The organism is Stenotrophomonas sp. SI-NJAU-1, from assembly GCF_020883215.1.
Classification (GTDB): Bacteria; Pseudomonadota; Gammaproteobacteria; order Xanthomonadales; family Xanthomonadaceae; genus Stenotrophomonas; species Stenotrophomonas indicatrix.
Genome location: NZ_CP086598.1, coordinates 1,092,674 through 1,112,455, shown reverse-complemented (window position 1 = coordinate 1,112,455; position 19,782 = coordinate 1,092,674). Strand labels below are relative to the sequence as shown.

The following is a 19,782-nucleotide window of genomic DNA, read 5'->3' as shown; positions in this document are numbered from 1 at the left end:
CGGCACGACCGTCAGGCGATCCCGATACCCGGAATCGCGCTGATCGTATCCGGGTCGAATCCGGCCAGCTCGGCGAAATGCCGCCCCCGCGCAACGTAATCGCGGTAGGCGCCATAGCTCGGCGCGCCCGGCGACAGCAGCACCACCCCACCCTGTTCGCCCAGTGCGCGACGCGCCAGCGACATCGCATCGGGCAGATCGGCCGCGGCATGCAGGCCGAAACGGCCGGCATCGGCCAGCGGCTGCAGCATCGCGTGGATGCGCGGGCCGTTGCTGCCCATGGTCACGATCTCCACCGGCGGCACGTCGTGCGCCATGTGCTGCATGAAATCCGTCCAGTCCAGGCCACGATCATGCCCGCCCACCAGCAACGCGATGCGCTGGCCGGCAAAGCACTCCAGTGCCGCCAGGCTGGCATGCGGCGTGGTGCTGATCGAATCGTTGACGTAGGTCAGGCCATCGGCCTGGCCGATGCGTTGCAGGCGGTTCGGCAGCGGCCGGAAATCCTGCACCGCCGGCGCCAGCGCCACGGCATCCAGGCCCAGTGCCTCCAGCGCGGCCAGCACCGCGCACAGGTTGCCGCGGTTGTGGCGGCCCGGCAGTGGCGTATTGCGGGTATCGAATACCGCCTGCCCGCCGCGATGCACGATGTCACCGCGCATGTGCCAGCCCTGCGGCTGGTTGAACCAGACCACCTCGCTGCCGGGCAGCGGCAGCGCCGCAAGATGAGGGTCTGCCGCATTGAGCACGGCAACGCGCGGCGCGGCGCCAGTCACCAGCTGCAGCTTGTCTTCGATGTAGCGCTGTTCGCTGCCGTGCCAGTCCAGGTGTTCCGGGAACAGGTTCAGCACCACCGCCACCTGCGGGTGCGCACCACTGCGCGCGACCTCGCCGGTCTGGTAGCTGGACAGCTCCACCGCCCAGTAAGCAGGCGCCGGCTGCGGGTCCAGCACTTCCAGCAGCGGCAGGCCGATGTTGCCGACCAGGCCGGTGCGATGCCCGGCGGCGCGCAGCAGATGGGCGACCAGCGCGGTGGTGGTGCTTTTGCCCTTGGTGCCGGTCACGCAGATCGTGTCGCGCACGGTGCCATCGGCATCGGCATGTTCGGCAAACCACAACGCCGTGCCGCCGATGAAGCGGGTGCCCTGCTCCGCCGCCGCCAACGCGATCGGCAGGTACGGGCTGATCCCCGGCGACTTGATCACCACCTCGAATGCCGCCAAGGCCTCGGCCGAGGGTTCACCACGCACGTCCAGCACGCCCTGCGTTTCCGCACGCGCGGCCGCGACCTCGCTGGCCGGGCAGAACAGGCTCAGGCCAAGCGATGGCAGGCGCGCACGCAGCACCGCATACGCAGCACGCCCCTCACGTCCCCAGCCCCACAGCGCTACGCGCTTGCCTTCAAGCTGCGAAATCTTCACGCACCCGTTCCCACAGCGCCGCCGGAATACGATGGTCGCCCTGCAGCTGCATCAGCGGTGCCAGCTCCAGTTCGGCCGCATCCAGCTGCGGCTGGATTTCATTGCAGAAGCGCTTCACCAGCACGTCTTCCTTCCACTCCGGGCGCTGCGCCAGGGTCGCCATCGCCGCACGCGATTCGCGGCCTTCGCCCACGCATTCGAACGGTTTGTGGTCCTGGAATTCCAGCAGTGCATCGAAGCCACCAGCCTGCTCGATGTCATCCAGCAGGTTGCGCCCGAAGATGCTTACCAGGCGGGTCTTGGGCATGAACGGGGCCAGCGCCAGGAACACGAAGTGGCACTTCGGGCAGACGCCGCACCAACGGTTCACCGGGCGCTCGCCGAGGATGTGGAAGTTGCGGTTGCAGCTGGAGAAATGCGCGTCGTAGAAATCACTCTTGGCGAACTGCCGGGCCACCGCCAGTTCCGACATCGGCCGCAGCAGCGAGTAGTACTGCAGGTCGGCGGCCACGTACCTGCGCACGTGGTTGCCGAAGGCCTGCTCGCAGGCCCAGCCCTTGGACCACTGGTGGTTCACTTCACCGGTGCCCGGAATCTGGCTGCCATAGCTGGCCGAGCGCTCGTTGGAGAACACCACCTGGTCCACACCGTGCAGCAGCGCAGCCAGCACCATGATCGCCGAGTTCACCACGGTGACCGGGATGTGCCCGTTCCATGCGCCCTGGCGGTTGAGTTCGAACAGTTCCGGCGCCAGCGCGCGGCCCAGGTTCAACGTCGGCAGCCCGGTGCGCTCGGCACAGGCACGGATCAACTGCGAACCCCCGATCCAGGTCACCGTCTCGTCCACGCCGGCGCGGCGCAGCGCTTCGATGCTGACCAGGGAATCCTTGCCGCCGCCGATGGCGACCAGGGCGTGCGATTGCAGGCCCAGCACCGGCGCCTGCACCGCTTCACCCTGCACCGGCAGGCGGAAGCGCCCACGCAGGTTCAGGCCGTTGCGGTAGGCGAATTCGCCCAGGCCGTTGAGGTAGATGGTCTCCACCAGCGCTGCGGTATCGGCATCGATGCTGTAGCTGTCGATGCTGACCGTATCGGGCACCCCGGCCTTGTAGTAGCTCACGCCGGCAATCAGGTGCAGCAGCCGCAGCGCGCGCTGCACGGCATCGGCACGGGTCGGTTCCAGCACGAACGGGGCGCCGGGCACGGTAACGGTTTCCACCATTTCCGGGCCGTCATCGAAGGCGTAGACCAGCTTGGCCACGCCGGTGTCCGCAGCGAATTCGCAGCGGACGAAACGGAAGCGGGAAACCTGGTGTTTATCGAAAGCAGTCATGGTGAATCCAGTTCAAGCACGGTCAGGCACGTGCCCGCGCGCAGGCGCGGGAGGTGTCGGTGGGCGGGTGCAGGGCGCGGAAGGCGGCGATCATTCGATCACGTCTTCGCGCGGCATCGCCCGCTGGTTGTAGGTGTTGGACATCACATAGCCGTAGGCACCGGCGTCGGCGATCAGCATCACATCATCCGGCGCGGTCGACACCGGCAGCTTGCGGCGCTTGCCGAACACATCGCTGGATTCGCAGATCGGGCCGACCACATCGAACGCGGCTTCGGCGTAACCGCCCTGGCGGCTGAGGTTCTCGATGTCGTGCCAGGCGTCGTACAGGGCCGGGCGCATCAGCGTGTTCATGCCGGCATCCAGGCCGACGCGGCGCACGCCATCCTTCTCCACCACCTGGGTGGCGTGGGTCAGCAGCACGCCCGATTCGGCCACCAGGAAGCGGCCCGGCTCGATCGCCAGGCGGAACGCCGGGTGCAGTGCCTTGACCTCGGCCAGGCCCTCGGCCCAGGCATCCAGGTCGAACGGCTCGTCTTCCTCGCTGTACGGAATCGGCAGGCCACCACCGATATCGATGGTGTGCACGCTGCCGATGCGGCGCGCAAAGCCTGCCAGCTCATCGCACATCAGCCGCCAGTGCTGGGCGGTTTCCACGCCGCTGCCAAGGTGCGCGTGCAGGCCTACCACGCGGGTGCCCAGCTCGGTCGCCGCGCGCACGAACTCGTCCACGCGCGCGATCGGCAGGCCGAACTTGGATTCCTTGCCACCGGTGCGGACCTTGGCGTGGTGGCCTTCGCCACGGCCCAGGTCCACGCGCAGCCACAGCTCGCGGTTGCGGAACAGGTCCGGCCAGCGTTGCAGGGCTTCGACGTTGTCGACAGTGACGGTCACGCCCAGCGCGAACGCCGCTTCGTACTCGCTGCGCGGGCAGAAGCTGGGGGTGAACAGCACGCGCTTGGGCGACAGTTCCGGAATGGCCTGGAACACATGCTTCAGCTCACCGTGCGACACGCACTCCAGGCCGAAACCTTCGGCCTCCAGCAACTGCAGGATGGCCGGATGGCTGTTGGCCTTGATCGCGTAATAACGCTGGTCGATCGGCTTGATCGCCGCCAGCGCGCGGGCACGCGCCCGTACCGTCGGCAGGTGGTAGACGTAGCGCGGGGTGCCGGCATCGGCCAGCTGCAGCAGGTGCGCACGCTGGCCGCGCCACCACGGCGTACCACGCGGACGCACGGTGCCGGCGATTTCGCGCCAGCGCGGGCCGAACACTTCGGTCTCTTCCACCGGCATCGCGCCGCTGTCGATCAGTTCGGCGTGCAGGATCGGCAGCAGGCCATCGGCATCGGCTTCGTCGATGACGAAGGTCAGGTTCAGGTCGTTGGACGACTGCGAGATCATGTGCACGCGCTCACGACCGAAGGTCGCCCACACGTCCGACAGCTTGTGCAGCAGCGAGCGCATACCCAGGCCGACCAGGGTGATCGCCGCGCACGGCACGATCACCTTGACCTTGCAGATCTGCGACAGGTCGGCCGACAGCGCGGCCAGCACATCGGTGTTGACCAGGTTCTCGGACGGATCCAGCGATACGGTGACGTTGGTCTCGGCCGAACCGATCAGGTCCACCGACAGGCCGTGCTTCTTGAACAGGCCGAATACATCGGCGAGGAAGCCGACCTGCTGCCACATGCCGATGCCTTCCATCGACACCAGCACGATGCCGTTGCGGCGGCTGATTGCCTTCACTCCGGGCACCGGCGCGGCATTGCCGTCGATGCTGGTGCCCGGCAGCTCCGGACGCTCGGTATCGAGGATCGCCATCGGCACGCCCGCATCGCGGCACGGCTTGATCGAGCGCGGGTGCAGCACCTTGGCGCCGGTGGTGGCGATTTCCTGCGCTTCGTAATAGTCCAGGCGGGTCAGTAGACGCGCGTCCGGCACGTCCTTGGGATTGGCGCTGAACATGCCGGGCACATCGGTCCAGATCTCCACGCGGCTGGCGCCGAGCAGCGCACCGAAGTATGCCGCCGAGGTATCCGAGCCGCCGCGGCCGAGGATGGCAGTGCCACCGTCGGCGTGACGCGAAATGAACCCTTGGGTGATCAGCAGGCGCGTGGGCTGCGCGCGGAAGCGCTGCGCCCATTCCGCATCGGCACGCCACTGGCAGTTCACCGACAGGCGCTGCGACCAGTCGCTCTGGTTCGGCTGCGGCGGCAGCGCGTCCAGCCACTGGCGCGCATCCATCCAGCCGAAATCCAGGCCGCTGGCACGCAGGTAGGCCGCGCCCAGGCTGGAAGACAGCAGTTCACCCTGGCCGAGCACTTCGGCCTGCCAGTCCAGAGGACGGCTGGGCGCACGCGGGTCGTCCAGCAGGCCCTGCAGCGCGGCCAGCCGCTCGGCCAGCACCTCCGCGCCCAGCCTCAGCTCGTCCAGGAAGGCCTGGTGGCGTTCGACCAGCGCCGCCACGCGATCACGGCTGTCCGGCGCGCCATCGGCAATCGCGGTCAGTTCATTGGTGACCCCGGACAGCGCCGAAACCACCACCAGAACGCGCGAACCGGTCTCCTCGGCCCGTTTTTTCGCCAGCTTCCCGATCGTGTCCCAGCGGTGGCGACGCGACACCGAGGTGCCGCCGAACTTCAGTACGATCCAACGATCGACAAGGGGGGAAGCTGACATGGATAGGCTATGTGTAATGTGGGGAAGCCGCCCGAGGGGGCGGAACCTTCGATTCTAAGCCCAATACACCCGTCAATGACCGCCTACCGCTACCTGCAGCTCGATGTCTTTGCCCACCAGCCCGGTACCGGCAACCCGCTCGGCGTCGTGTTCGACGCGGATGGACTGTCCACCGACCGCATGCAGGCCCTGGCCGCCTGGCTGAACCTGTCCGAGACCGTGTTCTTCCTTCGCCCCACCGCTGCCGGCGCCGACTACCACGTGCGCATCTTCACCCCTGCCAGCGAGCTGCCCTTCGCCGGGCACCCCAGCGTGGGCGCCGCCTGGGCTGCGGTCACCTACGGCCTGGTGCAGCCACGCGACGGGGCCTTGGTGCAGCAGTGCGCGGCCGGCCTGCTGCCGGTGCAGGTCACCGGGCCGTCCGACGCGCCCACCATCCGCCTGGCCAGCCCAGCGGCGCGGCCGCTGCCGGTAGCGCCTGGCGACCTTCCTGACGCCCTGCGCGCCACTGCCGCCGAGGGCCAGCACGCCGAGCTGTGGGACAACGGCCCGCGCTGGTGGCTGCTGCCGCTGCGCGACGCCGACGCCGTACGCACGCTGGCACCGGACATGGCGGCCCTGCGCGACTGGAGCATTGCCACCGAAGCGCTCGGCGTGGCCGTGTTCGCACTCGAACCTGGAACCGACCATGACCTGGTGGTGCGCGCGTTCTGTCCCGCCGATGCGCCCAACGTGCCGGAAGACCCGGTGACCGGCAGCGCCAACGCGCTGATCGGCGCCTGGCTGCGGCAGCGCAATGCCCTGCCCGGCAAGGACGGGAGCTACGTGGCCAGCCAGGGCCGCGAGGTCGGCCGCGACGGCCGCGTCCAGGTCACTGTGGATGCGCAGGACACGGTGTGGATCGGCGGCCAGGTGCAGCTGGTGATCGACGGCCACATCCGCTGGTAGCGCCGGGCCATGCCCGGCGGCCTGCCGCGCTGCGCGCTCGCGGGGCATGGCCCCGCGCTACCCTATGCCGCCTGTTTCCTGGAGTTCCTGCCCGATGACCACCCGCCGTTTCCTGCAGCTGGATGTGTTTTCCCCGCGCCCGGGCGCCGGCAATCCGCTGGCCGTCGTGCTCGATGCCGAAGGCCTGGACGATGCGGCGATGCAGGCCATCGCCCGCTGGACCCGCCTGCCCGAAACGACGTTTGTGTTCCCGGCACAGACGGCCGGCACCAGCTATCGGCTGCGCATGTTCAGCCCGCAGAAGGAAGTGCCGTTCGCCGGCCACCCCAGCGTCGGCACCGCCCACGCGGTGCTGCAGGCGGGCCTGGCCATGCCGGTCGACGGGGTACTGGTTCAGGACGGCATCGCCGGTGCACTGCCGCTGCGCGTGACCGGCGAAGGCGCACAGCAGCGCATCGCCATCCGCACGCCCCGCGCGCAGCTGGCCGAGATCGCCGCCACCGATGATCCACGCCTGCAGGCCGCACTGCGCACCTGGCCGCTGGGTTCGCTGCCGCCGGCCCGCATGCAGGGTGGCCGCAGCTGGTGGGTCGTAGAGGTCGAGGATGAGACAGCGTTGCGCGCCCTGCACCCTGACTGGGATGCGATCGCCACACTGGCTGAATCAACCGACAGCATGGGCGTGTTCGCTTATGCCTTTGCCGATGGCAGCGATGGTTACGACCTGGCCGTACGCGCTTTCGTCGGCAATGGGCGCCGCTTCGAGGATGCTGCGTCAGGCGCGGCCAACGCCGTGCTGGCCGCCTGGTTGGACCTGCGCGATGCCCTTCCGCACAGACGCCAGCCCTTCGAAGTCAGCCAGGGCCGCGAAGTCGGCCACGATGCGCGGCTGACGCTGCTGGTCGATGAAGAGGGCGAGGTCTGGTCCGGCGGCCAGGTGCAGACGGTGATTTCCGGCACCATCGACTGGTGAACGCAAGGCGGTAGAGCCGGCCGCTGGCCGGCTGCCACCTTATGCCCGGTTTCATGTGGTTGCCGGCCAGCGGCCGGCGCTACCTTCTCAGCCCAGTTCGGCTTCCAGGCTGATCGGCACCGCACTCAGCGCCTTGGATACCGGGCAGTTCTGCTTGGCGTCATCAGCGATCGCGCGGAACTGGGTCGCATCGATTCCCGGCACCACCGCCTTCACTTTCAGCCGGATCTGCGACAGCTGCGGACCACCTTCCATCGACAGATCGACCTTGGCTTCGGTATCCAGCGAGGTCGGGGTAAAGCCTGCTTCGCCGAGCTTGGCCGACAGCGCCATGGTGAAACAACCAGCGTGCGCGGCAGCGATCAGCTCTTCGGGGTTGGTGCCTTTTTCATCACCGAAACGGCTGTTGAAGCCGTAGCGGGTTTTGTCCAGAAGACCACTCTGCGGCGTGCTCAACTGGCCCTTGCCCGACTTCAGGTCGCCTTCCCAATGCGCGGTAGCGTGTCGCGAGATTCCCATGTCCTGCTCCGTTGCGGCTGTGATGAAGCGATACCCTGGCACGCGCCCCGTTAGCCCTGTGTCGCCCCGCCGCATGCGGCGCGCCTGTCCCGGGCCAACGACTGGACACTTCTTCGCCAGCAGTCTGGCGATTTTCCCCTTGTTTTCAGTCATTTCGCCCATCCAGTCGAAATCACCGACACTGCGGTGCAGCGCACCACCGCACCCGCTCCCCCTACCGCCGGCCATGTACTGAATCGGCCTGGATATGAAAAAACATGCACTTTCAGCACTCCAGGCTATTGGCGGCGCCCAAGAGTTGCCCTACATTGCGCTTGCCGACGGGGTTCGGCGCCGACCAAACAACCAACCGTTCACGGAACAGGAAACCATGGCAAAGACCGCTAAGAAGGCTGCCCCGAAGAAGGCAGTGAAGAAAGTCGCGACGAAGGCAGCCGCCAAGCCGGCCGCTCCGAAGCCGATCAAGGAAGTGCTGACCAAGTCGGGCCTGGTTGCACACATCGCTGAAGCGTCCGGCGTTGTCGCCAAGGACGTCCGCGCTGTGCTGGCCTCGCTGGAAGGCGCTGTCGCTTCCTCGGTGCACAAGAAGGGCGCCGGCTCGTTCACCCTGCCGGGCCTGCTGAAGATCACCACCGTCAATGTGCCGGCCAAGCCGAAGCGCAAGGGCATCAACCCGTTCACCAAGGAAGAGCAGTGGTTCGCTGCCAAGCCGGCCACCACCAAGCTCAAGGTGCGCCCGCTGAAGAAGCTCAAGGACGCTGCGCTCTAAGCGCGCGCCCTGCAGCGGATACCTCTGACGGGACGGCCTTGGCCGTCCCGTTTTTTTTGCCCCGCCTCCGCGCTCGCTCTGCAGTAGATCCACGCCATGCGTGGATGCCGCCCACTGCGCCCCCGCAACACAGCGTTTCCCGCGCCCACGCAATTTCCCGCACAGGCCCGCCGCCCATGGCCGCGCCGCTGTTTTTCCAGCGCAGGAACGAACCGGGTGGAACACTGCGTGCAGCGCCGGCCATCGCCGCCGGCCAACGCCTTGCCTATGGTGGTCCCATTCCTCCCCACCAGCGCGAGCACCCCCATGGCCAGCCCCTCCACCCGCTACCGGATCTCGGTGACCCCGATCGAAAAGGACGGGCACCAGTGCACCGGGCGCTGCACCATCGAACTGGAACACCGCGCCAGCCGCGACCTGATGCGCCTGCTGGAATCGGCCCCGCGCACGGCAGGCCTGAGCGGCGACGAACGTGCCACGCTGGTGGTGGCCACCCAGCTGCTGCGTGACATCGTGCAGCGCCATGCCGACACCGACGGCCATGCACTGGCAGCGGTCGCCGCGCAGGTCCTGCCGGCGCTGGACGCGCTGGAGCAGCTTCCCTCTTCGCGCTGACCACTTCGCGCTGGGCCGCCCCCGGCCGCTACACTGCCGCCTTCCAGGTTGCCTCGGGGAGGAGGCAGACATGCGCGGCTTTATTTGCTCGTTGATCCCGTTGCTTGTGGCGGGGTGTTCCAACCCGGCGCCCCCGGCCGATGACACAAGGCGCGACGCGAGCGCCTCCACAACGGACCCATCGGTGCCAACGACGGAAGCGGCACCGCAGGCCGCTACCGTCGATGCGATCGCCATCGATCCGCTGTATGGCGCCGTTGCCCTCGGCAGCGAGCCGCCCTCAGCAATGCTCAACCGCTACGTGCTCGATCTGCTCAACCAGGACAAGGCCCGCAGCGATGCCGCCTGGGCCTATGCCCCCGCCGACCCGCGTCATGCTGACGACGCCGCGCTGCGCCTGCTGCCCGACGTGCGCAACCTGCGCCTGGACAGTGATGTGCCGCTGCCCCGTGACGATGGGCAGCCACCGCGCCTGCTGGAAGTGCCAGTGAGGATCCGCGCCATGACCGCCAACGGCACCATCCGTTACCACGGCTGGTATCGGGTGCAACCCAGCGCCGACGGCCACGGGTGGCAGATCCAGTCGGCCAGCCTGCAACCAACGCTGGACTGAACCGTTGCCGTCGTGTGTATCCGCGATTCAGCGGGCAAAGCTACTCTGTAGGCCTCTTCGATCCTTCTTCCGGTCACTGCCATGCGCCTGCGTTCCCTGATGACCCGCCTAGCCGCCTCGACCGTGCTGATTGCTGCCGCGATCGGTGCGCAGGCCGCCCCTTCGATCTCCGGTCGTGAACTGGCGGTTGGCGCCAGCGACGTGCAGCAGTATCTGGACGGCAGCTTCCCGCGCACCCAGGACGCACTGGGCGGCCTGATCGCGCTGACCATGAGCCACCCGCAGCTGAGCCTGCCGGCAGGCGAGCGCTTGAACCTGGGCATGGACGTGGCGCTGGCCACCGCCGGCGGCAACCCGGCCAAGCTGGGTACGGTGAAGCTCAGCAGTGGCCTGCGCTATGACGCGCAGACCCAGGGCTTCCACCTGCAGCAGCCGAGCGTGGATGACTTCACTCCGGCCAGCCAGGGTGGCCGTCTCGATTCACGGACCCGTGGCCTGCTGAACGCATGGCTGAGCGACTACGCCCAGCGCGAACCGATCTACAAGCTGGACCCGGCCGTGGCCGGGCTGCTCGGTGCCCTGCAGGTGCAGTCGGCGCAGGTGAAGAACGGCAAGCTGGTGGTGACCTTCAACCAGAACCTGGGCGACCTGGTGCCGGCGGGCATCCTCGGCAAATAAGGTAGTGCCGGCCGCTGGCCGGCAATCCTTTCACACACGTGCCGGCCAGCGGCCGGCACAACCAGCACAGCATCACGCCGCCAGCGCTTTAACCACCGCCTCGCTGAAGGTCGGAATGTCATCGGGCTTGCGGCTGGTGATCAGGTTGCCGTCCACCACCACTTCCGCGTCGCGCCAGCGCGCGCCTGCATTGGCCAGGTCCTGCTGCAGCGACGGCCACGAGGTGACCTCGCGTCCCTCCGCCAGCCCGCTGTTGATCAGCAGCCAGGGGCCGTGGCAGATCGCCGCCACCGGCTTGCCGGCACCGGCCATGCTGCGGATGAAATCCAGTACTGCTTCGTTGGTGCGCAGGGTGTCTGGATTGATCACGCCACCGGGCAGCACCAGCGCATCGAAATGGCCGGCGTCGGCGCCATCCAGTGGGTGATCCACGGCGACCGAATCACCCCAGTCCTTGTCCTTCCAGCCCTTGATGCTCGCCTCCTTGGCCGGCGACACCACGCTCACGCGCGCGCCCTCCGCTTCCAGCAGGTGCTTGGGCTCGATCAGTTCGGACTGCTCGAAACCATGCGTGGCGAGGATGGCGATCTGTTTGCCGCGTAGACGCTGTGCCATGTCGTGCTCCAGATAGGGGGGAGCGCACAGGGTGGCCGAGTGGCCCTTGAACGGCGGTGACCCTCACGTGCACGGCAGGTGGAGAATCGCCCGGATAGCGCCGGGCCGTGCCCGGCGGTTTCTGGTTCCGCCCGCGTTTTGCGCTCGCCGGGCATGGCCCGGCGCTACCGGATCAGCGCTTGGGCTGCAGCATCGTGCCGGTGCACTTGGGCGAGCCACAGCGGCACTCCCAGATCTTCTTCAGCTTGGCGGTATGCCGCTCGGCCAGGGTGATGCCGTAGTTGTAGGTCAGTTCTTCGCCGGCCTTGATATCGCGCAGCGCCTCGATGAACACCTTGTCGCCGCGGCTGTCACCGTCTTCGTCTTCCTCGATCACCGCCTCGCAGTTCGGGTCGCAGCTGTGGTTGATCCAGCGCGCGTCGTTGCCCTTGTAGTTGGCATCGATCACCCAGTCGTCGTTGAGGGTGAACAGGAAGGTATGGCCGCTTTCCACGTCGCCACTGTCATCGGCATCGACATCGCCGTGGCTGCGCAGCAGGCCCTTGTACTGGATCACGCGCTCGCCCTGCTTGATCGGGGCCACGGAAAACACACCGTTGCCGTGGATGGCGGACTTGCGGGCTTGGATCTTCTTGGGCATCGGCAAGAGACGTTTGCAGCGGAAGGAACGTTGATTCTCGCCCATTCCGGGTGATTGCGAAAATCACCCCCATGCCCCAGCATGTCGCCCCGATGGCGGCCCTTGGCGACTGCCCTCCGGCTGGGCCCAAGCGCCCGCTGAATGGCCGGGTTGGATGCCGGCGAATAAAAGCGTACAATTTCAGTCCGCTTTAAGAACCACTCGCATCCCATGTTGCGCGTCACCAAGCTCACCGATTACGCCACCGTCGTACTGACCGTGCTCGCCGCCCGTCCGGGCGAGGTGCTCAGTGCCACCGAGCTGGCCGAATTCACCGGTCTGGAGCCACCCACCGTCAGCAAGGTGCTCAAGCCACTGGCCCAGGCCGGCCTGGTCGAAGGCCTGCGCGGGGTCCGCGGCGGTTACCGGCTGACCCGCCCATCGATCGAGATCTCGCTGTTTGAAGTGGTTGAAGCCATGGAAGGGCCGTTGGCCCTGACCGAGTGCAGCCACGACCACCACCAGTGCGGCATGGCGCCCAAGTGCGGCGCGCGCAGCAGCTGGCGGCTGATCAACGACGTGGTCTCCGAGGCCCTGCGCGATGTCAGCCTGGCGCAGATCCTGCCCCTCTTCCCCTTGTCGACGAAGAACAGCGCCGCACCATCGCTGTCGACGTCGTCTCCTGATCCGTAGGCAGCCCCCATGGCCACCGAAACCATCGAAACCGTCGCCAGCGACGACACCCCCAACCGCGAGATCCATGAGCAGCTCGGCCGCAAGTATTCGGCTGGCTTCATCACGGACATCGAGTCGGACTCCCTTCCCGCCGGCCTGGACGAGGACACCATCCGCGCCCTGTCGGCCAAGAAGGAAGAGCCGGAATGGATGACGCAGTGGCGCCTGGACGCCTACCGCCACTTCCTGACCATGCCGATGCCGAACTGGGCCAAGCTGCAGATCGCCCCGATCGACCTGCAGGCGCTCAGCTACTACTCCGCGCCGAAGGGCCCGAAGTACGCCTCGCTGGATGACGTGCCCAAGGAACTGCTGGACACCTACGACAAGCTGGGCGTGCCGCTGCACGAGCGCGCCAAGTTGGCCGGCGTAGCGGTGGACGCAGTGTTCGACTCGGTGTCCGTCGGTACCACCTTCCGCAAGGAACTGGCCGAAAAGGGCATCGTGTTCTGCTCGATGTCCGAAGCCATCAAGGAGCACCCGGAACTGGTCAGACAGTACCTGGGCACCGTGGTGCCGGTGGGCGACAACTATTTCGCCGCGCTCAATTCGGCGGTGTTCTCCGATGGCAGCTTCGTGTTCATTCCCAAGGGCGTGCGCTGCCCGATGGAACTGAGCACCTACTTCCGCATCAACGCCGGCCACACCGGCCAGTTCGAACGCACGCTGATCATCTGCGAGGACAAGGCGTACGTGTCCTACCTGGAAGGCTGCACCGCGCCGATGCGCGATGAGAACCAGCTGCATGCCGCAGTGGTCGAACTGGTGGCGCTGGAAGATGCCGAGATCAAGTACTCCACCGTGCAGAACTGGTACCCGGGCGATGAGAACGGCGTCGGCGGCATCTACAACTTCGTCACCAAGCGTGCCGAATGCCGTGGCGCGCGCAGCAAGGTCACCTGGACCCAGGTCGAGACCGGCTCGGCGATCACCTGGAAGTACCCGTCCTGCGTGCTGCTGGGCGACGACTCGGTCGGTGAGTTCCACTCGGTGGCACTGACCCACCATCGCCAGCAGGCCGACACCGGCACCAAGATGATCCACGTCGGCAAGCGCACCAAGAGCAAGATCATCAGCAAGGGCATCAGCGCCGGCCGCGGCCAGAACACCTATCGTGGCCTGGTCAAGGTGGACCGCAACGCAGACGGCGCGCGCAACTACACCCAGTGCGATTCGCTGCTGATCGGCAAGCAGTGCGGCGCCCACACCTTCCCCTACATCGAGGTGAAGAACCCGGGCGCCACCGTCGAGCATGAGGCGACCACCTCGAAGATCTCCGACGACCAGCTGTTCTACTGCCGCGCCCGTGGCATCAGCCAGGAAGACGCGGTGTCGATGATCGTCGACGGCTTCTGCAAGCAGGTGTTCCGCGAACTGCCGATGGAATTCGCGGTGGAAGCCAAGAAGCTGCTGGAAGTCTCGCTGGAAGGTTCGGTGGGCTGATCGCCCACCCTGCCCTCGCACAACGCATTCTCTTTACCGGCGGGCCCCGGCCCGCACCACGGAAACCCCCACCATGCTGAAGATCGAAAACCTCCACGCCCGCATCGGCGACAAGGAAATCCTCAAGGGCCTGTCCCTGGAAGTGAAGCCCGGCCAGGTGCACGCCATCATGGGCCCCAACGGCGCCGGCAAGTCCACCCTGGGCAATGTCCTGGCTGGCCGCGACGGCTATGAGGTCAGCGAAGGCAGCGTGCAGTTCGAAGGCGTCGACCTGCTCGACCAGGACCCGGAAGCGCGCGCCGCTGCCGGCCTGTTCCTGGCGTTCCAGTACCCGGTGGAAATCCCCGGCGTGAACAACACCTACTTCCTGCGCGCCGCGCTGAATGCACAGCGCAAGGCGCGCGGCGAGGAAGAGCTCGATTCCATGCAGTTCCTCAAGCTGGTGCGGCAGAAGCTGGCCGTCCTGCACCTGAAGGACGAACTGCTGCACCGTGGCGTCAACGAAGGCTTCTCCGGTGGCGAGAAGAAGCGCAACGAGATCTTCCAGCTGGCCGTGCTCGAGCCGAAGCTGGCGATCCTGGACGAAACCGATTCGGGCCTGGACATCGATGCACTGAAGAGCGTGGCCGACGGCGTCAACGCGCTGCGCAGCGCCGACCGCTCGTTCCTGGTCATCACCCACTACCAGCGCCTGCTGGACTACATCAAGCCGGACGTGGTGCACGTGCTGGCCGATGGCCGCATCGTCAAGAGCGGTGGCCCGGAACTGGCGCTGGAACTGGAAGCGCACGGCTATGACTTCCTGAAGGACCGGGTCGTGCCCGAGGCGGCGGTCTGATGAGCGCCCTGCTCGACTCCATGGCCCAGGCCTTCTGTGGCAGCGATGCGCGCCGCGAAGTGCTCGACAGCGTGCTGCGCGACGGCCTGCCCGGCGCACGCAGCGAAACCTGGAAGTACACCTCGCTGCGCCAGCTGGAACGTCGCAGCTTCGCGGCTGCTCCGCTGGCCCCGGCGCTGCTGGATGCCACCTCGCTGGAGGACATCCCGGCACCGCGCCTGGTGTTCGTCAATGGCCGCCTCAACGACGCGCTGAGCGACGTGCAGGGCCTGCCGGCCGGCGTGCAGCTGGAAACGCTGTCTTCCGCACTGGCCGCTGGCGAGGACGCCGTGCGCTTCCTCGGCCGCCGCTACGAGCGCAGCGACGAAGTATTCGCCCGTCTTAACGCCGCCCTCGCCGATGAAGGCGTGGTGCTGCGCGTGGACGATGGCGTGCAGGTCGAGGTGCCGCTGCAGCTGGTATTCGCCAGCGTGGCCGGCGACACCGATCTGGCCTGGCACCACCGGCACCTGATCGAACTGCGTGCCGGCGCCAGCCTGGGCGTGGTCGAGCACCGCTTCAGCGTCGGTGATTCGGCGCATCTGGACAACACGGTACTGCACGCCCACGTCGCCCGCGATGCGGTGCTCAAGCACGCCCGCGTGCAGGCCGGCAGCGCGCGCCAGACCAGCTTCCTGCGTACCGACGCGGTGCTGGCCAAGGACGCGCAGTACCACCGCGTGGACCTGGAGCTGGGTGCCGCGCTCAGCCGCCATGAGCTGAACGTGCGTCTGGAAGGCGACAACGCCCAGCTGACCGCCAATGGCGTGCTGCTCGGCAACGGTCGCCGCCACGTCGATACCCGCCTGGGCATCGACCACATCGCCCGCGACACCAGCGCCGAGCTGCAGTGGCGTGGCGTGGCCGCCAACCGCAGCCGCGTGGTGTTCCATGGCGGCATCCAGATCCGTGCCGGTGCCGATGGCACCGACGCCAACCTGTCCAACAAGAACCTGCTGCTGTCGCCCGACGCCGAGATCGATACCCAGCCGACGCTGGTGATCGACGCCGACGAAGTGAAGGCCGCACACGGTGCCACCGTCGGCCAGCTCGACGCCAACGCGCTGTTCTACCTGCGTTCGCGCGGCCTGCCGCAGGCCCAGGCGCAGGCGCTGCTGAGCGCCGCGTTCTGCCACGAACCGCTGAAGGTGCTGCCCGAAGCGCTGCGCGAACAGCTGGCACGCCGGCTGGACAAGGCCCTGGCCGAGGCGGGCGTGGCATGAACCTGTCCACCCCGCGACCGATCGAAGCACCCGCCGACGCCCCCGACTGGGCGCGCGTGCGCCTGGACTTCCCGCTGCTGATGCGCGAAGTGCACGGCAAGCCGCTGGTCTATTTCGACAACGCCAACACCGGCCAGAAGCCGGTGCAGGTGATCGGCGCGGTGGACGAGTTCTACCGACGCTACAACGCCAACGTCAGCCGTGCCGTGCATGCGCTGGGTACCGAGGCCACCGACGCCTACGAAGGGGCACGCAACAAGCTGGCCCGTTTCCTCAATGTGCGCAGCAACGACCTGGTGCTGTGCAGCGGCACCACCTTCGCGATCAATCTCGTTGCCTACTCGTGGGCCCTGCCCCGGCTGAAGGCCGGCGACGTGATCCTGGTGTCGCGCATGGAACACCACGCCAACATCGTGCCGTGGCAGCTGGTCGCCCAGCGTACCGGCGCGACCATCCGCGTGGCCGAGATCACCCCCGACGGCGCGCTGGACCTGGACGCACTGCGCGCAGCGATGACCGCCGAGGTCAAGCTGCTGGCCGTGGCCCATGTCTCCAATGTGCTCGGCACCATCAACCCGGTGCGCGAGATCTGCCGTGAAGCGCGCAAGCGCGGCATCGTCACCGTGGTCGACGGCTCGCAGGCCGCACCACACCGCAAGGTCGATGTCACCGCGATCGGCTGCGACTTCTACGCCATCACCGGCCACAAGATGTGCGGCCCGACCGGCACCGGTGCGCTGTGGGCGCGTCGCGAGCATCTGGACGCGATGCCGCCGTTCCTGGGCGGCGGCGAGATGATCAAGGAAGTCAGCTTCGACGGCACCGTGTTCAACGACGCCCCGCACAAGTTCGAAGCCGGCACCCCGAACATCGCCGGTTTCATCGGCCTGGGCGTGGCGGCCGACTATCTGCAGGACGTCGGCCTGGACCACGTGGAAGCGCGCGAAGCCGAGCTGCTGGCGCACTTCACCGAAGAGCTGCGCCGGGTCGATGGCCTGCGCATCATCGGCGAGGCACCGGAAAAGGCCGCGGTGGTGTCGTTCCTGATTGACGGGGCGCACGCGCACGACCTGGCTACGCTTCTGGATCTGGAAGGTGTGGCCGTGCGTTCGGGCCAGCACTGTGCGCATCCGCTGCTGCAGTACTACGGCGTGGCGGCGACCTGCCGCGCTTCGCTGGCGTTCTACAACACGCATGAAGAGATCGAACGGTTCATGACCGCATTGACGAAGGTGCGGAAGCTGTTGGGGTGAGTTTTCCAGCAGCAGTTGGCAAAGACGAGAACGCCGCGGGAGACCGCGGCGTTTCTGTTTCTAGCGACTGCCAATGCTGACCTGCGGAACGACAACCGTAAATGTCATCTGCATAGGCAAACCCAAAATCGGCCCTACTTCTGCATACACATCGCTAGCAACACGAGGTCACCTGCGTATGAATGTTGCGGCCAATCAAGCAGTGAGTACGGCTGGGATCATATTTTACTCGCGCCAGCTTCGCCGCACCGTAGCCGGCGGCTTGCAGCTGTGCGCTCGGCATAGGAAGCCGCAGACCAACCCACGCTACAACGGTCATTGAAGGCAGTGGCCGGCACGTTCAGGGTCGGCATGGTGGACGGCGATGATCGGAGGGCCACCAAGGCGACGTTGCCCCTACCGCCATACACTGCGCGGCAACCGCGCACCCGAAGCTGGCAGGTACCGGCGACCAGGCCGGTGCGGGTGAAAAATAGCGCTGCATCATCCGGCTCAATCAGCTGGAGCGCTGGACACCGGCACTGATCCTACTTGCCAGAGAAGCGATTGGAGACAGCCGCATAAATCGCCTCTGGCGGCTCATCAACCCCGAACATCTCCATATGCATCATCTCCTCAATATAGCGATGTTTCTCTATATCACCCGGATAGGGGCTCGCGACCTCCAAAAAATCTCGACCACCTACAGCCAGAACAAAACGTTCATGGACATCCCAATAGCACAGAGAGTCGGAGGCATCGTGTCGAAGCACAACCTCGAAACCGGCAGCGCGACTATCAATTTCATAAACATCATAAGCATCCGCTATCACAACCTCCTCAATCTGCTTGCCACTCGCAGATATTCTCGAAAGCAGCACCCGCTCAGACGCAGAGATCCTGGAAAATGCAGCCCATACAAAGTAGCAGTCCACAATTGACAGCGACCAAGGGTATACAGAATTCCATCGCCCTTTCACATATCTCATAAACAGCTGGGAATCGTCACCAAACATGAGCCTACTCCTCCTTAAACCTAACCTTGATAACCTCTTTGATCTTGGTCCCGGTTCGCTCAGTACTGAGCCGCACTGAAGTCTCACCCGATCCATCTCTCGTAATTCTTGCGCTCATCTGGACCACTGAGCCGTCACCCAATTTCCCTAGCTGCCCCCCATCCCGAGCCTCAGACTTACCGCGCGTCAAGACATTGAACATTTTCTTTGCGCCGGCATCGCCACCATGTCCCTCATACTGGCTGGTTCTTCTGCCTGCGCGTCCCCCGGTGGGCCCCAGCTGATCTGCGATTGAGTCAATGTACTTCTGCGCTTGAGAAAAATCCTTCCCCGCAGTTATGGTGCCTCGCATTGCCGCAACCAGCGCTGATACGAATCCTCCACCTTCGGCCGCTGCGCCACCGGTTGCACCCGCCGCCGCCGATCCGCCGACAATTCTCAGCATCAGACGGCCATCTCGCCCGATTTGCTGCTGTGCCTGATCAAGGGTCAGGCACTCGAGACATTGCCGTCAGCCTGAACTCGCCCAAGTGCTCACGCATGAAAGCGTACTTCGCCATCACCCCTTGGCGAAGTACGCCGCGGCTTTTTTTAGGATGTCGCGCTCTTCAGTCAGGCGTTTCACCTCGGCCTTCAACTGACGCACCTCGGCTGAGTCCCTGGGCGTCGGCAACATCGACCCCTCTGGCGTGCCCGCCAAGGCCTCGCGCTTGGCCTTGCGGAGCCATTGGTAAAGGCTGTGGGATGAGACCCCCAGCCGCTTGGCAACCTCGGCTACAGCAAAGCCTCTTTCGGTAACCTGCTTGACCGCCTCGGCCTTGAACTCATCGGTGTACTGCTTGCTTGCCATAGACACCTCTCTCGCTTCCATTGATTATGGCTCTGAGATGTCTACGAAATCCTGGCCGGTCCACCCTTGGCTGGAAGACGCCCAATCAAGCGCTGGAAGAAGAGTTCGCTCAATTCAACTCACGTGTTGCGCTTGCAAGTTGAGACCGCCCTGTATGCCCGTACACGAGACGCAGCAACCCATAGCTGGCGATCGTGAAAACAGCAGCTTTCGCGTAATAGACGGTGACGCCCTTCAGGATCGGCTTGGAAATTTTCACTTCCGCATCAGGCATCATTGCGATTCACGAATCCACCCTTTGTACTAGATGTCGGATCATCCAATTCGGCATGAAAATTCTCTTGTATAAGATGCAAGGCAGTTTTCGCGTCAACTCCATATCCCGAATGAAGCGCGTCAGCAATGTTTCGGGCAGCATCCGCAAGGATGACACCCCACGCCTTCTCTTCTGAGATATTGGTTGTCTCCCGATACATGCCAACCTTCATTGAACAGTGGAGTCCTCTTTTCGCAATCCACACTCGTAGCATCTCAACAGAGTTCTCGTCTTCCAAAGCCGCTTTAGGAATCGGGCGCTCGTTCATTGCGAAACCTCACTTTGCCGTTGGGGGATCAATT

The 19,782-nt window shown here is 65.8% G+C and carries 20 protein-coding genes and 1 pseudogene; 11 read left to right on the top strand and 10 right to left on the bottom strand.

Annotation, left to right across the window (positions count from 1 at the left end; all coding sequences use genetic code 11):
• Positions 1 to 11 precede the first annotated feature (11 nt).
• From murD to LMF57_RS05130, 3 genes are all read right to left on the bottom strand, one after another.
• The gene (gene murD / locus LMF57_RS05140) at positions 12 to 1,421 is read right to left on the bottom strand and encodes a UDP-N-acetylmuramoyl-L-alanine--D-glutamate ligase (RefSeq protein ID WP_208082918.1); all 1,410 of its coding nucleotides are present in this window, start codon (positions 1,419 to 1,421) and stop codon (positions 12 to 14) included.
• Complete coding sequence (gene murL, locus LMF57_RS05135) at positions 1,402 to 2,754, bottom strand: UDP-N-acetyl-alpha-D-muramoyl-L-alanyl-L-glutamate epimerase (RefSeq protein ID WP_208082919.1); 1,353 nt, start codon at positions 2,752 to 2,754, stop codon at positions 1,402 to 1,404. Before murL ends, murD begins: the two co-directional genes overlap by 20 nt.
• 90 nt (positions 2,755 to 2,844) lie before the next feature.
• Positions 2,845 to 5,439 (bottom strand): bifunctional aspartate kinase/diaminopimelate decarboxylase, encoded by a 2,595-nt coding sequence (locus LMF57_RS05130; protein ID WP_229291028.1) that lies wholly within the window; start codon positions 5,437 to 5,439, stop codon positions 2,845 to 2,847.
• A gap of 75 nt (positions 5,440 to 5,514) precedes the next feature.
• Between LMF57_RS05130 and LMF57_RS05125 the strand changes: the two genes are divergently transcribed.
• Together LMF57_RS05125 and LMF57_RS05120 are read left to right on the top strand one after the other, a co-directional pair.
• Positions 5,515 to 6,387: a PhzF family phenazine biosynthesis protein gene (locus LMF57_RS05125; protein WP_229291027.1), complete on the top strand. Its 873-nt coding sequence runs from the start codon at positions 5,515 to 5,517 to the stop codon at positions 6,385 to 6,387.
• Between the two features lie 94 nt (positions 6,388 to 6,481).
• Positions 6,482 to 7,360, top strand: a complete 879-nt coding sequence (locus LMF57_RS05120) for a PhzF family phenazine biosynthesis protein (protein ID WP_208082920.1) — start codon at positions 6,482 to 6,484, stop codon at positions 7,358 to 7,360.
• A gap of 87 nt (positions 7,361 to 7,447) precedes the next feature.
• Here the strand turns inward: LMF57_RS05120 and LMF57_RS05115 are convergent, their stop codons facing one another.
• Positions 7,448 to 7,879, bottom strand: coding sequence for an OsmC family protein (locus LMF57_RS05115; RefSeq protein ID WP_019659396.1), 432 nt, complete (start codon positions 7,877 to 7,879; stop codon positions 7,448 to 7,450).
• Positions 7,880 to 8,249: 370 nt separating this feature from the next.
• Between LMF57_RS05115 and LMF57_RS05110 the strand changes: the two genes are divergently transcribed.
• From LMF57_RS05110 to LMF57_RS05095, 4 genes are all read left to right on the top strand, one after another.
• Positions 8,250 to 8,648, top strand: a complete 399-nt coding sequence (locus LMF57_RS05110) for an HU family DNA-binding protein (protein ID WP_053516661.1) — start codon at positions 8,250 to 8,252, stop codon at positions 8,646 to 8,648.
• A gap of 306 nt (positions 8,649 to 8,954) precedes the next feature.
• Positions 8,955 to 9,263: a DUF3861 family protein gene (locus tag LMF57_RS05105; RefSeq protein ID WP_025873974.1), complete on the top strand. Its 309-nt coding sequence runs from the start codon at positions 8,955 to 8,957 to the stop codon at positions 9,261 to 9,263.
• A 184-nt stretch (positions 9,264 to 9,447) separates the two neighbouring features.
• The gene (locus LMF57_RS05100; protein ID WP_324255956.1) at positions 9,448 to 9,876 is read left to right on the top strand and encodes a hypothetical protein; all 429 of its coding nucleotides are present in this window, start codon (positions 9,448 to 9,450) and stop codon (positions 9,874 to 9,876) included.
• A gap of 81 nt (positions 9,877 to 9,957) precedes the next feature.
• On the top strand, positions 9,958 to 10,554 hold the full coding sequence (locus LMF57_RS05095; protein WP_025873976.1) for a DUF1439 domain-containing protein: 597 nt from the start codon (positions 9,958 to 9,960) through the stop codon (positions 10,552 to 10,554).
• Positions 10,555 to 10,626: 72 nt separating this feature from the next.
• Here LMF57_RS05095 and LMF57_RS05090 read toward each other — a convergent pair whose 3' ends face one another.
• Positions 10,627 to 11,169: a type 1 glutamine amidotransferase domain-containing protein gene (locus LMF57_RS05090; protein ID WP_229291025.1), complete on the bottom strand. Its 543-nt coding sequence runs from the start codon at positions 11,167 to 11,169 to the stop codon at positions 10,627 to 10,629.
• A gap of 172 nt (positions 11,170 to 11,341) precedes the next feature.
• Positions 11,342 to 11,809: an SET domain-containing protein-lysine N-methyltransferase gene (locus LMF57_RS05085; protein WP_010483549.1), complete on the bottom strand. Its 468-nt coding sequence runs from the start codon at positions 11,807 to 11,809 to the stop codon at positions 11,342 to 11,344.
• 210 nt (positions 11,810 to 12,019) lie between these two features.
• Here LMF57_RS05085 and LMF57_RS05080 point away from each other — a divergent pair, with 210 nt between their 5' ends.
• From LMF57_RS05080 to LMF57_RS05060, 5 genes are all read left to right on the top strand, one after another.
• Positions 12,020 to 12,481, top strand: coding sequence for an SUF system Fe-S cluster assembly regulator (locus LMF57_RS05080; protein ID WP_324255955.1), 462 nt, complete (start codon positions 12,020 to 12,022; stop codon positions 12,479 to 12,481).
• A gap of 9 nt (positions 12,482 to 12,490) precedes the next feature.
• Positions 12,491 to 13,966: a Fe-S cluster assembly protein SufB gene (sufB, locus tag LMF57_RS05075; RefSeq protein ID WP_117309728.1), complete on the top strand. Its 1,476-nt coding sequence runs from the start codon at positions 12,491 to 12,493 to the stop codon at positions 13,964 to 13,966.
• Positions 13,967 to 14,039: 73 nt separating this feature from the next.
• On the top strand, positions 14,040 to 14,804 hold the full coding sequence (sufC, locus tag LMF57_RS05070; RefSeq protein WP_025873980.1) for a Fe-S cluster assembly ATPase SufC: 765 nt from the start codon (positions 14,040 to 14,042) through the stop codon (positions 14,802 to 14,804).
• Positions 14,804 to 16,066 carry a Fe-S cluster assembly protein SufD gene (sufD, locus tag LMF57_RS05065; RefSeq protein WP_208082921.1) on the top strand — a complete coding sequence of 421 codons (1,263 nt, stop codon included), beginning with the start codon at positions 14,804 to 14,806 and terminating at the stop codon, positions 16,064 to 16,066. Before sufC ends, sufD begins: the two co-directional genes overlap by 1 nt.
• Positions 16,063 to 17,319, top strand: coding sequence for a cysteine desulfurase (locus LMF57_RS05060; RefSeq protein WP_208082922.1), 1,257 nt, complete (start codon positions 16,063 to 16,065; stop codon positions 17,317 to 17,319). Before sufD ends, LMF57_RS05060 begins: the two co-directional genes overlap by 4 nt.
• Positions 17,320 to 17,846: 527 nt before the next feature.
• Here the strand turns inward: LMF57_RS05060 and LMF57_RS05055 are convergent.
• The 4 genes and pseudogenes from LMF57_RS05055 to LMF57_RS05040 form a co-directional block, all read right to left on the bottom strand.
• Entirely contained in the window at positions 17,847 to 18,314 is a 468-nt protein-coding gene (locus LMF57_RS05055; RefSeq protein ID WP_140224798.1) for a hypothetical protein, read from the bottom strand.
• 494 nt (positions 18,315 to 18,808) lie between these two features.
• Positions 18,809 to 19,164, bottom strand: a pseudogene (locus tag LMF57_RS05050) (transposase); the annotation flags it as partial.
• 109 nt (positions 19,165 to 19,273) lie between these two features.
• Positions 19,274 to 19,438, bottom strand: coding sequence for a hypothetical protein (locus LMF57_RS05045; RefSeq protein ID WP_208082450.1), 165 nt, complete (start codon positions 19,436 to 19,438; stop codon positions 19,274 to 19,276).
• A complete protein-coding gene (locus tag LMF57_RS05040) occupies positions 19,431 to 19,748 on the bottom strand; it encodes a DUF5076 domain-containing protein (protein ID WP_208082429.1) in 318 nt (105 codons plus the stop codon). The genes LMF57_RS05045 and LMF57_RS05040 overlap by 8 nt, the downstream gene beginning before the upstream one ends.
• Positions 19,749 to 19,782 lie beyond the last annotated feature (34 nt).

What these genes read in the sequence shown, in the direction of transcription:
- LMF57_RS05105 (WP_025873974.1), top strand. Translation starts at nt 8,955, where the DNA reads ATGGCCAGCCCCTCCACCCGCTACCGGATCTCGGTGACCCCGATCGAA.
- LMF57_RS05085 (WP_010483549.1), bottom strand. Translation starts at nt 11,809, where the DNA reads ATGCCCAAGAAGATCCAAGCCCGCAAGTCCGCCATCCACGGCAACGGT.
- LMF57_RS05080 (WP_324255955.1), top strand. Translation starts at nt 12,020, where the DNA reads ATGTTGCGCGTCACCAAGCTCACCGATTACGCCACCGTCGTACTGACC.
- LMF57_RS05095 (WP_025873976.1), top strand. Translation starts at nt 9,958, where the DNA reads ATGCGCCTGCGTTCCCTGATGACCCGCCTAGCCGCCTCGACCGTGCTG.
- LMF57_RS05090 (WP_229291025.1), bottom strand. Translation starts at nt 11,169, where the DNA reads ATGGCACAGCGTCTACGCGGCAAACAGATCGCCATCCTCGCCACGCAT.
- LMF57_RS05115 (WP_019659396.1), bottom strand. Translation starts at nt 7,879, where the DNA reads ATGGGAATCTCGCGACACGCTACCGCGCATTGGGAAGGCGACCTGAAG.
- sufD (WP_208082921.1), top strand. Translation starts at nt 14,804, where the DNA reads ATGAGCGCCCTGCTCGACTCCATGGCCCAGGCCTTCTGTGGCAGCGAT.
- LMF57_RS05040 (WP_208082429.1), bottom strand. Translation starts at nt 19,748, where the DNA reads ATGAACGAGCGCCCGATTCCTAAAGCGGCTTTGGAAGACGAGAACTCT.
- LMF57_RS05130 (WP_229291028.1), bottom strand. Translation starts at nt 5,439, where the DNA reads ATGTCAGCTTCCCCCCTTGTCGATCGTTGGATCGTACTGAAGTTCGGC.
- murL (WP_208082919.1), bottom strand. Translation starts at nt 2,754, where the DNA reads ATGACTGCTTTCGATAAACACCAGGTTTCCCGCTTCCGTTTCGTCCGC.
- LMF57_RS05045 (WP_208082450.1), bottom strand. Translation starts at nt 19,438, where the DNA reads ATGCCTGATGCGGAAGTGAAAATTTCCAAGCCGATCCTGAAGGGCGTC.
- sufB (WP_117309728.1), top strand. Translation starts at nt 12,491, where the DNA reads ATGGCCACCGAAACCATCGAAACCGTCGCCAGCGACGACACCCCCAAC.
- LMF57_RS05110 (WP_053516661.1), top strand. Translation starts at nt 8,250, where the DNA reads ATGGCAAAGACCGCTAAGAAGGCTGCCCCGAAGAAGGCAGTGAAGAAA.
- LMF57_RS05120 (WP_208082920.1), top strand. Translation starts at nt 6,482, where the DNA reads ATGACCACCCGCCGTTTCCTGCAGCTGGATGTGTTTTCCCCGCGCCCG.
- LMF57_RS05125 (WP_229291027.1), top strand. Translation starts at nt 5,515, where the DNA reads ATGACCGCCTACCGCTACCTGCAGCTCGATGTCTTTGCCCACCAGCCC.
- LMF57_RS05060 (WP_208082922.1), top strand. Translation starts at nt 16,063, where the DNA reads ATGAACCTGTCCACCCCGCGACCGATCGAAGCACCCGCCGACGCCCCC.
- LMF57_RS05055 (WP_140224798.1), bottom strand. Translation starts at nt 18,314, where the DNA reads ATGTTTGGTGACGATTCCCAGCTGTTTATGAGATATGTGAAAGGGCGA.
- sufC (WP_025873980.1), top strand. Translation starts at nt 14,040, where the DNA reads ATGCTGAAGATCGAAAACCTCCACGCCCGCATCGGCGACAAGGAAATC.